15 protein-coding genes are annotated in these 12578 nt (G+C 62.4%); 13 read left to right on the plus strand and 2 right to left on the minus strand.

Going from position 1 to position 12578, the window contains the following annotated elements; all coding sequences use genetic code 11:
• Positions 1-535 precede the first annotated feature (535 nt).
• The 4 genes from V5E97_RS23935 to V5E97_RS23950 all read left to right on the plus strand — a co-directional run bounded on the left by V5E97_RS23935 (position 536) and on the right by V5E97_RS23950 (position 3185).
• The gene (locus tag V5E97_RS23935; protein WP_406694067.1) at positions 536-1189 is read left to right on the plus strand and encodes a hypothetical protein; all 654 of its coding nucleotides are present in this window, start codon (positions 536-538) and stop codon (positions 1187-1189) included.
• Positions 1190-1350: 161 nt separating this feature from the next.
• Positions 1351-2103 carry a fused DSP-PTPase phosphatase/NAD kinase-like protein gene (locus V5E97_RS23940; RefSeq protein ID WP_406694068.1) on the plus strand — a complete coding sequence of 251 codons (753 nt, stop codon included), beginning with the start codon at positions 1351-1353 and terminating at the stop codon, positions 2101-2103.
• Complete coding sequence (locus tag V5E97_RS23945) at positions 2033-2662, plus strand: tyrosine-protein phosphatase (protein WP_406694069.1); 630 nt, start codon at positions 2033-2035, stop codon at positions 2660-2662. The genes V5E97_RS23940 and V5E97_RS23945 overlap by 71 nt, the downstream gene beginning before the upstream one ends.
• A gap of 91 nt (positions 2663-2753) precedes the next feature.
• Positions 2754-3185 carry an acyl-CoA thioesterase gene (locus V5E97_RS23950; RefSeq protein WP_406694070.1) on the plus strand — a complete coding sequence of 144 codons (432 nt, stop codon included), beginning with the start codon at positions 2754-2756 and terminating at the stop codon, positions 3183-3185.
• Here V5E97_RS23950 and V5E97_RS23955 read toward each other — a convergent pair.
• Positions 3153-3629, minus strand: coding sequence for a hypothetical protein (locus tag V5E97_RS23955; RefSeq protein ID WP_406694071.1), 477 nt, complete (start codon positions 3627-3629; stop codon positions 3153-3155). The genes V5E97_RS23950 and V5E97_RS23955 overlap by 33 nt on opposite strands.
• A gap of 329 nt (positions 3630-3958) precedes the next feature.
• Entirely contained in the window at positions 3959-4885 is a 927-nt protein-coding gene (locus V5E97_RS23960; protein ID WP_406694072.1) for a serine hydrolase, read from the minus strand.
• 301 nt (positions 4886-5186) lie between these two features.
• On the opposite strand from V5E97_RS23960, the gene V5E97_RS23965 reads away from it, so the two are divergent.
• The 9 genes from V5E97_RS23965 (at position 5187) to V5E97_RS24005 (ending at position 12522) form a co-directional block, all read left to right on the plus strand.
• Positions 5187-6275, plus strand: a complete 1089-nt coding sequence (locus tag V5E97_RS23965) for a CvpA family protein (RefSeq protein ID WP_406694073.1) — start codon at positions 5187-5189, stop codon at positions 6273-6275.
• Positions 6275-6514: an RNA-binding S4 domain-containing protein gene (locus V5E97_RS23970; RefSeq protein ID WP_406694074.1), complete on the plus strand. Its 240-nt coding sequence runs from the start codon at positions 6275-6277 to the stop codon at positions 6512-6514. Before V5E97_RS23965 ends, V5E97_RS23970 begins: the two co-directional genes overlap by 1 nt.
• Before the next feature lie 70 nt (positions 6515-6584).
• Positions 6585-7037: a hypothetical protein gene (locus V5E97_RS23975; protein ID WP_406694075.1), complete on the plus strand. Its 453-nt coding sequence runs from the start codon at positions 6585-6587 to the stop codon at positions 7035-7037.
• 185 nt (positions 7038-7222) lie between these two features.
• Positions 7223-8611, plus strand: coding sequence for a 6-phosphofructokinase (locus tag V5E97_RS23980; RefSeq protein WP_406694076.1), 1389 nt, complete (start codon positions 7223-7225; stop codon positions 8609-8611).
• Between the two features lie 336 nt (positions 8612-8947).
• Positions 8948-9964: an L-histidine N(alpha)-methyltransferase gene (gene egtD / locus V5E97_RS23985; RefSeq protein ID WP_406694077.1), complete on the plus strand. Its 1017-nt coding sequence runs from the start codon at positions 8948-8950 to the stop codon at positions 9962-9964.
• A gap of 207 nt (positions 9965-10171) precedes the next feature.
• Positions 10172-11026 carry a PSP1 domain-containing protein gene (locus V5E97_RS23990; RefSeq protein WP_406694078.1) on the plus strand — a complete coding sequence of 285 codons (855 nt, stop codon included), beginning with the start codon at positions 10172-10174 and terminating at the stop codon, positions 11024-11026.
• A gap of 36 nt (positions 11027-11062) precedes the next feature.
• Positions 11063-11491 (plus strand): Minf_1886 family protein, encoded by a 429-nt coding sequence (locus tag V5E97_RS23995; protein WP_406694079.1) that lies wholly within the window; start codon positions 11063-11065, stop codon positions 11489-11491.
• A 78-nt stretch (positions 11492-11569) separates the two neighbouring features.
• Positions 11570-11704, plus strand: a complete 135-nt coding sequence (locus V5E97_RS24000) for a hypothetical protein (RefSeq protein ID WP_406694080.1) — start codon at positions 11570-11572, stop codon at positions 11702-11704.
• A gap of 89 nt (positions 11705-11793) precedes the next feature.
• On the plus strand, positions 11794-12522 hold the full coding sequence (locus tag V5E97_RS24005) for a methyltransferase domain-containing protein (protein WP_406694081.1): 729 nt from the start codon (positions 11794-11796) through the stop codon (positions 12520-12522).
• The last annotated feature ends 56 nt before the right edge of the window (positions 12523-12578 follow it).

Below are 12578 nucleotides of genomic sequence, written 5' to 3' on the forward strand. Positions count from 1 at the left end.
ATCCGGGCCCAGCAGTATCACCAAGGATTGCACGCCCACAGCTTCTTAACAATTCATGCTTAATCAATCACGCAATCAAACAAACAAATCGAACCCAATCAGCCCGTGAACTTTTGGCAAATAATCAGGAGACTGTAGCAAAGGATACCGGGATCTCGTTCCAACGCTCTGCCTGGGAACGCGTTTCTCCCGCGAATTTCGGCCTCCGGGGCAGACAGACGGCCCGGTTTCCTTGCGACAGGCTCAAAATCAGTCTTCTTCATCCTTGAACTGATCGCATCAAGATTTCCACTCGCTTACTCACTTTGCAAATATTCTGCGGTTTCACCCTGACGAGTTGTGCTTGACGGTCGTCGCCGAATCTCCTACAACGTGACCGGTCACTTCCATTCTCGGGCGGAGAACGCCCGGGACGCCGTGATTTCCCCCTTTGACCTTCATCCCGCCCGGCGATCAGATCGAAGGGAGCGTTGTCCGCTCCCAAGGGATTGGGCTCATCGTCGCTTGTGGAGCGATGAGAATGAGGTCAACGGGAATGCAACGGTCGATCCGGCTCACGATGGCTCTGGTTGGCTTGCTCGGCCTGGCGCCAGGCTGCGCGATGCAACCCGACGCACGCTACGTCTATCAAGACGGTCAGTACGGTGTGATCGGCGTCCCACAGAATACGAAGTTCGGGCGTAAGAATTACCAGGCGCAGGCGCATGAGCTGATGAGCCAGCACTTTCCCGACGGCTACGAGATCGTTCGCTCCGAGGAGGTCATCGAAGGGCAGCGCTCGCTCGACTCGGGCAGGAAAACGGAGATCGCCACCGAGCCAAGCTTGAAGGCGCTCGACCAGATGATCAAGCTCGGCCGGTTGGCCGAGACCAGTTCGATCGAGATGAAAGACACGATCTCGATCCTCGAGAGCCGGATCATCTACAAGCGAAAGACGGCCGAGGGCCCGCAGGGGGCCAACGGATTCGCCGCGCTGGCGTCGGACACGCCGAAGTTCTACATCGACCCCCACGACATAACCCGGTGCCAGACCCTCAAGCTCCTGGCCGAGGCGAAGCAGCCTCCCGCCGGCGAGAAGGGCATCGAGACCAACGTCGTCAAGGCCTCGAGCGAGGCGGTGGCCATCAAGCCCGCCAGCGTGCCTGTGAAGGATGCGGAGTGTGTCCACTGTAAAGCCAAGCATCCCTGACCGAAGCCAAGGGGATGACAGCTCGATTGCGGGCGGGGGCAGGGATGGCACCGGGGTTGGGGTTGCCACGAAGGTGGGGCTGGCTACAATCCCGGCGTCCTTTGTTCGGCACATTTTGCCAAGGAATCCAGCCGTTCGCGCCGGGGAAGGAGCCTTTGCGAGTGAACCGCCGTCGCGCGATTGTCCTGACGCTCCTCGGAGTGCCGACCACACTGGGGCTTGGCACCGCGATCTTCCGTGACGACCTGCTGGAGAAGCGGGTCGCCGTGATCGAACCGGGGCGTCTGGTCCGTGGAGCCTGGCAGCGCCCCGGACCGCTCCGGCGGATCATCGATCGGGAAGGGATCCGGACCATCGTCAGCCTGACCGCCATCAATCGCGACGACCCGAAATACGTCGCCCAGGCAAAGGTCGTACGCGAGACCGGGGTCGACTGGATCATCGTGCCGATGCGCGGGTCACGGGCCACGCTCGACCAGATGGCCGAAGCGGCCGACTTGCTGGCCGACCCCGCAAGGCAACCAGCCTACTTTCACTGCGTCGCCGGCCATCACCGCACCAGTCTCGCCCATGCCGCCTACCGAATCCGCCATGAAGGCTGGACGGGTCCGCAAGCCTGGCGAGAGGTGGCGAGTTTTCCCTGGGCCCGGCCCGATCTCGACCGCGAAGACCGACGGCTGATCGAGGCGTTTGCCGCGGCCCAAGGCGCGGGAACACTACCACGGAGAGACGTCGATCATGCGAACGCGCCAAGCTTTGAAGTGGGTTCTCCGCCTGACCCTCGCGGTGGTCGTTCTCGGGTCGGCGTTCGTGGGATCCCGAACCTGGACGAACAACCTCGCCGTGGTCCAGAGCGATCGGATCTTCCGCTCGGGACAAATGCCGGCGGCCAACCTCGCCCGGGCCGTGCGTGACCATCGGATCAAGACCGTCTTGAACCTGCGCGGCGCCAACCCAGACCAGGCCTGGTATCCCGCCGAACGCGCGACGACGCTCGCCGCCGGGGCGACTCAGATCGACCTTTCCATGGCCTCGGACATGTGGCTATCGCGGAACCAGGCGAGGACCGTCATCAACGTCCTCGACACATGCACCTATCCCATCTTGATTCATTGTCAATGGGGATCGGAGCGAACGGGTCTGGTCTCGGCAATCGCCGAACTGCTTCGCCCGGGCGGGTCACTCGCGGACGCGAGACGCCAGTTTTCGCTCTACTACCTCTACGTCAAGGCAGGGGACGGCGCCGTGATGGAACGGCACCTCGACCGCTACGAGCAATGGCTCCAGACCGGCAAGCTCGTCCACGCACCCGAGCAATTCCGGCGCTGGATCACTCAGGAGTTCCGCCCGGAAAGTCCCAGCCGCGAAGAATGGCCTTACGACCCGTATCCCCCGGTCATCATCACCCGACCAGTCCCAGCGGAGGCCCCCACCGCACAACTTGCCGACGAGGGCTCCGTGAGTCGAAAATGACAATCCCCCTTCGTTGAAGCTTCCAATCGGCGGGGTGCCGCGGAGGGTGCGTCCCTCCCCGCGAACGCACCCAGGGAAAGGTGACCGAAGTATGTCTGAGAGTCAGAGCCACGAGATCCAGGTCCGGGTCCGGTACTGTGAGACCGACCGGATGGGCCTGTTGCACCACGCCAACTACGTCATCTATTTCGAGATGAGTCGGACCGAAATGCTGCGAGCGCGAGGCGTCGCGTACCGCGACCTCGAAGACTCAGGGCACTTGCTCGTCGTCGTCGAGCTCGGCTGCAAGTTCAAGAAGCCAGCCTATTACGACGACATGCTGACGATCCGGACGACCGTGTCGCGAGTCACTCACGTCAAGATCGTCCACCATTACCAGGTCTTCCGCGACGGTTTGCTCCTGGCCGAGGGGCATTCGACCCTGGCCTGTGTTGACCGAGACGGCAAGCCGCAGGCCCTTCCCGAGATACTCCGTACCGACGTTGGCGATTCAGGCGTCGCGGACCGGCTTGCCAAAGAATGACTCCGCCTCGGCCACGATCGCGTGAACCGCAGCTTCCGCCTGAGCCTCGGAAACCCCAAGAAGCTCACGGGCCAGGTCGAGCTTTCGGTGCTCCGGCTCGGTGACAATCCGATCCGACACGATGCGACGGACCAGAAGCTGGAACTCCTCGTATTGAGTCCGGACGACCCACTCAGGGTCAAACTCCAGGGCGCGGGCCTCGTACATCAAGTCGTCCCACTCGGTCTTTGAGGCGGGCAACTCGTCGAGAATGCGTTTGAGCTTCTTGTGCCACTGGGCCCGGTCGTATTGACCCGCCGGGGCCGGGGGGCCGGCCGGCCCCGCGTCGGCCCCCGACTCCTCAACGATCCCACCCGGTTCAACCACCAGAGGGATGGCCGACGCTTCTCTCTTGGACTCGGAGTCGGCAGTCAGAGCATGTCGCAGCGCGTCGAGGAATCCCATCGGACCTCCCTCATTTTTTTAAGAGAATCGCACTCATCGTGATCGGCAAGTTGGAACCCGACAACTGGGGACGTTGAAGCGGCACAGGTTCTCTCGACGCGGAACCTGTGGCCCCTTTTATTCAACGATCCGCGACTGGACGAGAATCTCGATCGATTTCCGGCCCGGCCCTGGCCCCCTCGGCCCAGGGCCATTCCTCAGACTCGCGCCGACCCCGAGGGAATTACGGCCGGACCGGCCGTGCTACTGCAAACCAATCCGGTGCGGAAACTCCAAGAATCCTCGGTGCTTTCGCTCGGTCGCGGATCGTAGTTTGGTTTGCAGCGCGGTCATTTCGGCGCTCGGGCGTCGTCCTTTTCCTGCTTATAGTGCTCGAAGACGACGCGAGCCACCTCCGCGCAGAGCCGGTTCCCCGCATTGTCGGTCACCCAGCGTTTGTCTTCATTCTCGTCCGTCATGACGCAGACCGCGACCGGCCCCTGGCCGCATTCGATGATCCCGGCCGCGGTCTTCGAAGCGTCGACGCTCCCCGTCTTGAAGGCAACCTTGGTACCCGGGGGCAAGAATCGAGGGAACTTATCTTTATCGTCGCAGGCTCGCAGGTGTTTGAGCATGGCCTCGCTCGCGTCCTTGCTGACCAGTTCCCCTTTGTGAAGTGACTCGCAGAGGCGGATCATCTCGGCGGCGGTCGAACTGCCCAGACCGAACTTCTCGCTGCGTTCGGGGAAGACCGAGGTGTCGCGTCGGAAGACCTTGGAGTGGGCCTTGGTATTCGGGTAACCCAGCTTCTCCATAGTGGCGGCGGTCGACCCGATCCCGATCTTGTCGAGCACGAGGTTCGTGGCCGTGTTATCGGAATAAACGATCATGAGATGAATGGCATCGAGCAGCGGGAATTTTGCCCCGACCGAGAAGTGATCCGTCAAGATCCCCGAACCCGGAACTTTGTCCGACTGCTTGAGCGTGATCATCTCCCCCAGGTCAACCTTCCTCTCCTCCGCCTGACGGTAGCTTTCGACCATGATCGGCAGCTTGATCAGGCTGGCCGTCGGCATTGGAACATCCTCATGGTAGAGGAATGATTCCCCCGTTTCGAGGTTCTTGATCGCGACACTGACCTTTCCCTTGTGGGCCTGGAGCAAGGGCAGAAGCCGAGACTCGAGCGAGATTTCGTCCGCCGCCGCGAACGAAGCAAGGAACGCCAGGAACGCGATCGCGCCAAGGGATCCGGACAAATCAATGCGTGCAAAGGCCATGGTGGTCAATCTCGCGGGTGAAGGCTTCACAAGAGGAAAATGAGGTTGGCGTCGGTCGGTCTCCCCGGCCGGCCAATTATCTCAGGTCGGCCGCTTCAATCCAAGAGGGCGTACCATCCCCCAAGCCAGCGGGCATCACCCCCTCGCAAGCGAGACAATACAAAGGATGGAGACATTAGGCACACGATCAGGGCGACTCCGAAAACCTCTCTTTCCGGCTTAGGGAGGGTCGGCTACGATTACGACCGGACCGATGGAGATCGGTCCCTACACATGGAGCCGACGACCTAGGAGGTCAGGGATGACGATCTACGACGTGGCGATGATTGGCGCGGTGCTCGCGGGGGTGGCCTGGGGATTCTGGAGAGGAATCATCTGGCAAGTGGCCAGCATTGCGTCGCTGGTGCTCGGCTATTCGGCCTCGCGAACTCTCTCGCAGCAACTGGCCCCGCATTTCCCGGGCGAGCCCGTGGTGGCGCGAGCGTTGTCCATGATTGTGATCTACGCCGCCGTCTCCGGTGGTGTCTTCCTGGTGGCCTGGGTCGTGAGAACGACCTTGAAGAAGTTGCAGTTCGAGGCCTTCGACCGCCATCTCGGCATGATGCTGGGCGCGGTGGAAGGAACCCTGCTCGGCTTGATCGTGACCCTGTTCGTCGTCAGCCTCGCTCCACAGACTCGCGGCCCCATCTTCGCGAGCCCGACCGGAAAGCTGGTGGGGGATATCATGGAGACGCTCGGACCGGTCTTGCCCCAGGAGGCTCGCAAGGTGCTCGCTCCGTTCTGGCACAACGTCGCTCCCGACGCCGAGCAACTGGCCGATGAGACCGAGAGCACGCCCCTGCCAAACTCAACGCTGGAACCAACACCGGCACCGGCCCCCCGCGCGAGGTTGAGGGACCGTCTCAGCCGATCGAAAACCGTCGATAGCTCAGTGGAGCCGGTTGGCGACCTGATCGCGGGGGAAAAGGCAAAACTCACCCGAGCGATCACTGATGAGGTCGAAGGGGTGCGCGGCCAGGCCCGCGAGGCGGCCCGATCCCAACTGCAAGAGGTCGATCGCTCGAAGTCGAAGCTCACCCGGGCGATCACCGATGAGGTCGAAGGGGTGCGTGGCCAGGCCCGCGAGGCAGCCCGATCCCAACTGCAAGAGGTCGACCGCTCGAAGTCGATGATCGGTGAACTGATCGAGAAGAAGAAGGCCAAGTACACTCGCGCGATCGTCGACGAGGTCCAGGGAGTGCGCGACCAGGCCCGCTCCCAGTTGAAGGCCGCCGATGGAGCGACGCCGTCACTGACCGAACTCTTCGAAAAGGGTGAAGAGAAAATCGGCCGCGCCATCGCTGACAAGATTGAAAAAGAGCTCCAGCAAGTCGGAACGAGTAAACGCTAATGGTCGACCCGCTCAACGTCGGTGATCGTGCAATCAACCTGACGCAAGTGCTCAAACTCGCCAACTGGGTCATGCACGGGGGCGAGGCCAAGGCCTTGATCTCCGAAGGTATGGTCCGCGTCAACGGCGAGGTTGAGCTGCGCAAACGAAGGAAGATGGCTCTGGGCGACCGGGTCGAGATGGAAGACGGCCGGTCGCTGATCCTTGTGAACGAGCCAAGTCCTCCATCCGATTCCTGACCCCGCCATCGCGGTCGCCTTCATCGACGTACTGTCTTTGGCCGCGGCGACCGCGTAGCGGGAGGAGAGCATGGAAAGGTTCCGAGCAATCCTCGCTCGCGTCTCCAACAGACGCGAGCGTGCTTGGCTCCTCAACGGACTCGCAGTGCTGGTGCTCTTGACGCTCGTGCTCGGATCCTTCATCCACGAGGCCGTCGTCGACCTGCGCAACGCGCCGCCAAGTCCGAACTGCACCCTGGCCCAACTACGAGAACGGGTTCCCCCGCCAAGCCACCTGGCTGTCGTCCTCCAGCAAGGGACGCAACGAATCGTCTGGATCGGCCCCCTCCCCCCTTACACAATTCGATCCGGTCCCCCTTGTTACGTGTTCGACGCGCGTGGCCGCTTGCTCGGTTGGAGTCCGCAAACGGGGGAAGGCGGCCGCTGGGATGAGTGGGCCAGAGCTGCCTATCGATCAAAGACACTCCGACTTGAGGAGGTGTCACACCTAGCGATAGGAGCGAAACAAAGGGGGGCTCCATGATCCCGAGGGCTCACCCCTCTGCCCACTGGGGGCAAAATTCGCTATAATGAGGCCGCTTGTGACGCAATGAGGCCATCCGGGCCTCGTTGCGGAGGCGATCGGACGGCGATTCCTCTCCCCTCCGCGCCGCGGATCCCGCGAAATGCCAGTCTTTCATAAATCGGCGTCTTGATGAGAGGAAGAACATGAAGCGAATCGGTATCCTCACGGCGGGGGGTGATACCCCTGCGCTCAACGCGACGATTGCCGGGGCGGTCCAGCGGGCCAACCAGGCCCGCGTGGAAGTGTTCGGCATCATCAAAGGGTTCAGCGGCCTGCTCAATCCGCAAGTCCCCCACGTCCACCTCAACCCGCTCTTCCAGTCGATCCCCGAGCTAGATCCGACTCGAGGGGGAACGATCCTCGGGGCGTCACGCGACTACGTGGACTCCTCTGACACCGAGACGATCGGGCGAGTGGCCGAACGGCTCAAGCGGCTCAAGGTGGATGGGTTAATCTGCGTCGGCGGCGACGGCACGCTCAACGGCATGCAGCCGCTCAGCAACCACCTCCCCGTCGTCCTGGCCCCCAAAACGATCGACAATGACCTCGGGCTCAATTATTCCGACGAGGCGAGCGATTGGTATCGTGAGCCCGACAGCAGCCACCCCAAGGGATACGTCTCGAAGAAACGCCCCGAGCGCGCGTTTGGCCTCGACGACATGGTCAACTACGTCACGCCGGGCTTTGCCACCGCCGTCTACGTCTCATCGCTCAGCGTCCAACGGATCCGGACCACGGCCGAGAGCCACCGACGAATCGCGATCATCGAGGTGATGGGGCGCGACTGCGGTATGATCTCGCTGGCCACCGCGTACGGTCAGCCCGATATCATCCTCGTCCCCGAGTCCCCCGTCGAGCCCGGCCCGCTGGTGGATCGCGTGCATGCCGTCCTCGACGTTCAGAAGCACGCCGTCCTCTGCGTCTCCGAAGGAATCGTCGACACCCAGGGTCAAATCCTCGGCGCCATGAGCGCCAGCCAAGACCCGGCCGGCAACGTCCAGTACACGGGAGCCGCTCAGGCGGTCAAGCGCCTCCTCGTCGAGCAGATCGGCGATGCCTTCTTCACCCGCCAACGCCGGAATGAAAGCGCCAACGCCGCGATCTTCGTCCGCAAGATCGGCCACACCCAACGCGGCGGCCGACCGATCCTCTTCGACCGGTTCTATGCGTCGCAACTTGGCGGCAAGGCCGTCGAGTTGCTCCTCAACGGGTACCATAACTGCGTGGCCACCCTGCAATATCGCAACGGCGGGTTCGCCCTCGACAGTATCGACGCCAACAAGCTCCGCGACCACTGGGGCAACATCCACGCACGCCCTCTCTCCCAGCTTCTACGACCCCAATCGGTTCCAACCCTCTGCCAAAGGGATCGAGTACCTCCGGGCGATATTCAACCACGCCCTCGGCGTCGACGACATCGAGTCCATGCGGTCCATCTTCAATACAGGCAACCTGATCCACCCGTACGACTCGGTCAACGTCGACATCACCAAGCGGATCCTCCGGGTCGACCCCACCGGATGAAAAACTGACAATCGCGGCTTGTAGTGAGCTTGGCTTCGGCCTGCCATTTCTCGAAGTGGCCGCGTGCTCGAGCCAGGCCGAAACTTCCCCAACTCGTTCCCACTGCGTGAATCCCCGCGGGGTCCCAAGTCGGCCCCTCCGCGGGGATTCCCGTTGGTCGAGCGGCGAAAAAGCATGGCTGGCCCCCCCCTTGTCGTTCCGGGCGAGGTCGCCGGCGCTCCGCCCGGAGTCCTACCATCTTGCCAGTTCATGGTTCTTTTGCCAGAGTTGGCGCGCCTCTTGCTTCTGGTGGGGCGACGTTCGTTTCCCAAGGGTTCGGATCACATTGCGCTTTGAGGTGTCTCTTGCCATTTGAAATTGCACCGGGAGTCAGGCCAAAACGGCTGACGATCGAGAGGGCCTCAGCACCGCAGGAAACCGAGACGGAAACGCTGGCGGAGGCGGTTCGGCTCGGGCTCGACGCCCGACCGAGGACGCTCCCCTGGACGTACTTCTACGACGAAGTCGGCTCGCAACTTTTCGAAGCCATCTGCGAGTTGCCAGAGTACTATCTCACGCGCACGGAGGACGCGATCCTCAGCGAGCACGCCGACGCGATGACAGCCGGCTGGTCGCAGGAACCCGCGATGATCGAGCTCGGCAGCGGCAGTTCCTCGAAAACGAAGTGGTTAATATCGGCAGCCATAAGTCGTTACAGCAAGCTTCACTATATCCCAATCGACGTCTCGCCGGCCCCCCTGATCGATTCGGCCCAGGCCCTGGTGCGGCACTTCTCCGCGCTTCGGGTCACCGGCTATGTCGCGAACTACCGCGATGCCCTGGCCACCCTTCCCGAGCGGATTCCAGGCCCCAGGCTCTGGGTCTTCCTCGGCTCGAGCCTGGGCAACTACGCGGCCGACGAGGCCTGCGAATTGCTGAACCAGGTGGCCGCGGCCATGGGGGAGGACGACCGCCTCCTGCTCGGCACGGACCTGGCCAAGGACGCGGCGACTCTCGAAGCGGCCTACGACGACGCCGCGGGCATCACCGCGCGGTTCAACCTCAACCTGCTGACTCGGCTCAACCGTGAGCTCGGGGCCGACTTTGACCTCAGCCGGTTCACTCACCGAGCCGTCTACCGACCCGATCTAGGCCGAGTGGAAATGCATCTTGTCAGCCAAGTGCCCCAAACTGTCCGAATCCCGGGGGCCGCGATCACGGTCGACTTCGCGGAAGGGGAACTGATCCACACCGAGAATTCGCACAAATACTCCCTCGACGGTCTCGCCGAGCTCGCCCACCGCGCGGGATTCGCCGAGGAAGCGGCCTGGACCGACCCCCAGGGACACTTTCGCGTTCAACGCTGGCGACTGCGAGATTGACCCGACAACCTGCCAGCCTCGAAATATGTCACGATTCAAGGCCAACTGAGGTCGATTGCAAACCGTCGGCCGGGCTATAGTATGCGCATTCCACATTCCGGCGATCGAGATTCAAGACCAAACTGAAGCGGCCGTCAACCTCCCCTGGTTTCGCCTCTCCAGGGTCACCTGAGAGGGTCCATTGCGCACCCCCAAGAGCCTTGCGACATGAGCAGTTACGTCGTTCGCTACGGCCAGATGCGCTTCCTTGGCGAGTTCACGGGGATGGCCGGTCTGGAGCATCCTCGCGGTCAGCGCGTGGTGCTCCGGAGCGATCGCGGCACCGAGATCGGGGAAGTGCTCGGCCCCGCCACCAACCGAACGGCCTCGTTTCTGGAGAACCCGTATCGTGGCGAGATCATCCGGGCCGCCTCGCCCGAGGATCTCGACGCGGAAGCCCGGCTACCCGAGTCGCGTGAGGCCGGGTTTGCCGCCTGCCGCGAGTTTATCGCCAAACGACGGCTCCAGATGGATCTGATCGACGTCGAGATGATTTTCGGCCGCGAGCGCATCGTTTTCTATTACCTGTCCGAGAAGCGGGTCGACTTCCGTGACCTGGTCAAAGACCTGGCTCGGACGATGCAAACCCGGATCGAGATGCGCCAGATCGGTGTCCGTGACGAGGCCAAGCTCCTGGCCGACTACGGCGACTGCGGCAAGCCGGTCTGCTGCAATACCCACCTCTCACGCATGCCCCCCGTTTCGATGCGAATGGCGAAGATTCAAAAAACGACGCTAGACCCCTCGAAGATTTCGGGACGCTGTGGTAGGCTTAAGTGCTGTTTGCGGTACGAGTTTGATACTTACCAAGCCCTCGAGCGTGAATTGCCGGCCGTCGGCTCGAAGGTCGTTACCCATCGGGGTCAGGGCCGGGTTTTGGCTCTGGAAGTTCTTGCCCAGAAAGTGGTTGTCGAGTTCGAAGACCGTCGCCGGATCGTCGTCGCCTCTGACGAGATCCTCGGTGTCGAGAAGTCGAAGACGCGGCCCCTCAAGGATGAGGACGACGATCGCATTGAACTTTAACCGTTCGTTGCGACCAGAGCCATGAGGGGCATTCTCATGAGCCTTCGCGATGATCTGGCCGAGGTCCTTTCTCGTGACCCTCGGTATCCCATCCAGGCGTATGCCTTCGTTCTCGAAGCGCTTGAATCGACTAAAATCGACAAGAAGAAATCGCAGGCACGGGTCCGACCGCGTGGTAAAGTCACAAAAAAGGCGGCCGCCACGTCCCGTCACGTCACCGGACGCGAACTCTGCGATGGGGCACGCCGTCTTGCGCTCGACCATTACGGACTCATGGCGATTTCCGTCCTCGCCCTCTGGGGCATCCGGTCAACCTCCGATATCGGCGAGATCGTCTATAACCTGATCGCCTCGGGCGACCTCGAGAAAACCCCGACCGACTCGCGAACGGACTTCGATAATGTCTTCACGTTCGAGGAAGCCCTGAGACGCGATTACATCATGGCCCTTGATGAAGTCGCCTGAGCGCAGAGCGAGTCCGCCTCAGCGGGTGGGCATGGCCCCCCTCTCCTTCAAGTTCTAGAACCCAATGGGATTCATGTGATGGAAGCTCGCCGTCGAAGATTCGTGGCGGCCCTCTTGGTCTTCCTGATCTGGGTCGGAGCCCTGACTGTGCTGGCGGCCAAGTCCGGACGTCGGCCGATGCCTCGCCCTGCCTCGCCTGTGGTCCCCCGCTGAATTCCCGCCCTGCTTCGTTCGTGGATTCGTTCATCCCGGCCCGGACGTTAACGACCAAACCAAAGAACAACGAGGGAGCATCCTCCTACATGCTTTGGTCGTGGACCCCCGTTCGCTCGTTTGAACCGGAATTGATGGACGCCCCCGGCCTCCCTGAGTCTGAGGTTGCCGAGGCCTACCAGGTCCTCCGGCGCGTCAATCGGCAGCTTGGGAACCTGCGCTCCCTGAACCGCGAGTTGCAGCGATTCCTCGACGAAGAACCTCGCGACGGCCAGGTCCCCGTCTCGATCCTCGACGTCGGCTCGGGCTCAGGCGACCTTCCGCAGGCTTTGCGTGCCCGTTTGGAGCGGCAACAGGTCCCGAACCACGTGCTCGGGCTCGATCGCGACCCCACGGCGGTGGCGCTGGCTGGCCACCAATCACCAACACAAGCGATCGACATCATCCAGGGAGATGCCCTCCGCCTCCCGTTCGCCGACGGTTCCATCGACCTCGTCACGGCGGTCAAGTTCGCGCACCACTTCCATGCCGAGGCGCTGACCCGCCTGCTCGCGGAAATGGCCCGCGTCGCCGGCCGCCGGGTCATCGTGCTCGACATCCAGCGCCACTGGCTCGCCTACTGGGGTTTCATCGCCTGGAGCCGGCTCCTGACCCGCAATCGCCTGGTCCGCTACGACGGCCCCCTCTCCGTCCTCCGCGGCTTCACCGCCGACGAACTCACCAACCTGGGCCATCGCCTCCCCGCCTTCACCTGGACGGTCCGCACCTACGCCGGCTTCCAACTCGCCCTCGTGGGCCGGCGGATCACCTCTCGTTGACGTGAGAACTTCAAATAAAAGACCGTCGCGGAATCCTTTTTGCAACCGCTCCGAGC

The organism is Singulisphaera photorubra, from assembly GCF_045290345.1.
Classification (GTDB): domain Bacteria; phylum Planctomycetota; class Planctomycetia; order Isosphaerales; family Isosphaeraceae; genus Singulisphaera.

What these genes read in the sequence shown, in the direction of transcription:
- V5E97_RS23935 (WP_406694067.1), top strand. Translation starts at nt 536, where the DNA reads ATGCAACGGTCGATCCGGCTCACGATGGCTCTGGTTGGCTTGCTCGGC.
- V5E97_RS23950 (WP_406694070.1), top strand. Translation starts at nt 2,754, where the DNA reads ATGTCTGAGAGTCAGAGCCACGAGATCCAGGTCCGGGTCCGGTACTGT.
- V5E97_RS23955 (WP_406694071.1), bottom strand. Translation starts at nt 3,629, where the DNA reads ATGGGATTCCTCGACGCGCTGCGACATGCTCTGACTGCCGACTCCGAG.
- V5E97_RS23960 (WP_406694072.1), bottom strand. Translation starts at nt 4,885, where the DNA reads ATGGCCTTTGCACGCATTGATTTGTCCGGATCCCTTGGCGCGATCGCG.
- V5E97_RS23965 (WP_406694073.1), top strand. Translation starts at nt 5,187, where the DNA reads ATGACGATCTACGACGTGGCGATGATTGGCGCGGTGCTCGCGGGGGTG.
- V5E97_RS23970 (WP_406694074.1), top strand. Translation starts at nt 6,275, where the DNA reads ATGGTCGACCCGCTCAACGTCGGTGATCGTGCAATCAACCTGACGCAA.
- V5E97_RS23975 (WP_406694075.1), top strand. Translation starts at nt 6,585, where the DNA reads ATGGAAAGGTTCCGAGCAATCCTCGCTCGCGTCTCCAACAGACGCGAG.
- V5E97_RS23980 (WP_406694076.1), top strand. Translation starts at nt 7,223, where the DNA reads ATGAAGCGAATCGGTATCCTCACGGCGGGGGGTGATACCCCTGCGCTC.
- V5E97_RS23990 (WP_406694078.1), top strand. Translation starts at nt 10,172, where the DNA reads ATGAGCAGTTACGTCGTTCGCTACGGCCAGATGCGCTTCCTTGGCGAG.
- V5E97_RS23995 (WP_406694079.1), top strand. Translation starts at nt 11,063, where the DNA reads ATGAGCCTTCGCGATGATCTGGCCGAGGTCCTTTCTCGTGACCCTCGG.
- V5E97_RS24000 (WP_406694080.1), top strand. Translation starts at nt 11,570, where the DNA reads ATGGAAGCTCGCCGTCGAAGATTCGTGGCGGCCCTCTTGGTCTTCCTG.
- V5E97_RS24005 (WP_406694081.1), top strand. Translation starts at nt 11,794, where the DNA reads ATGCTTTGGTCGTGGACCCCCGTTCGCTCGTTTGAACCGGAATTGATG.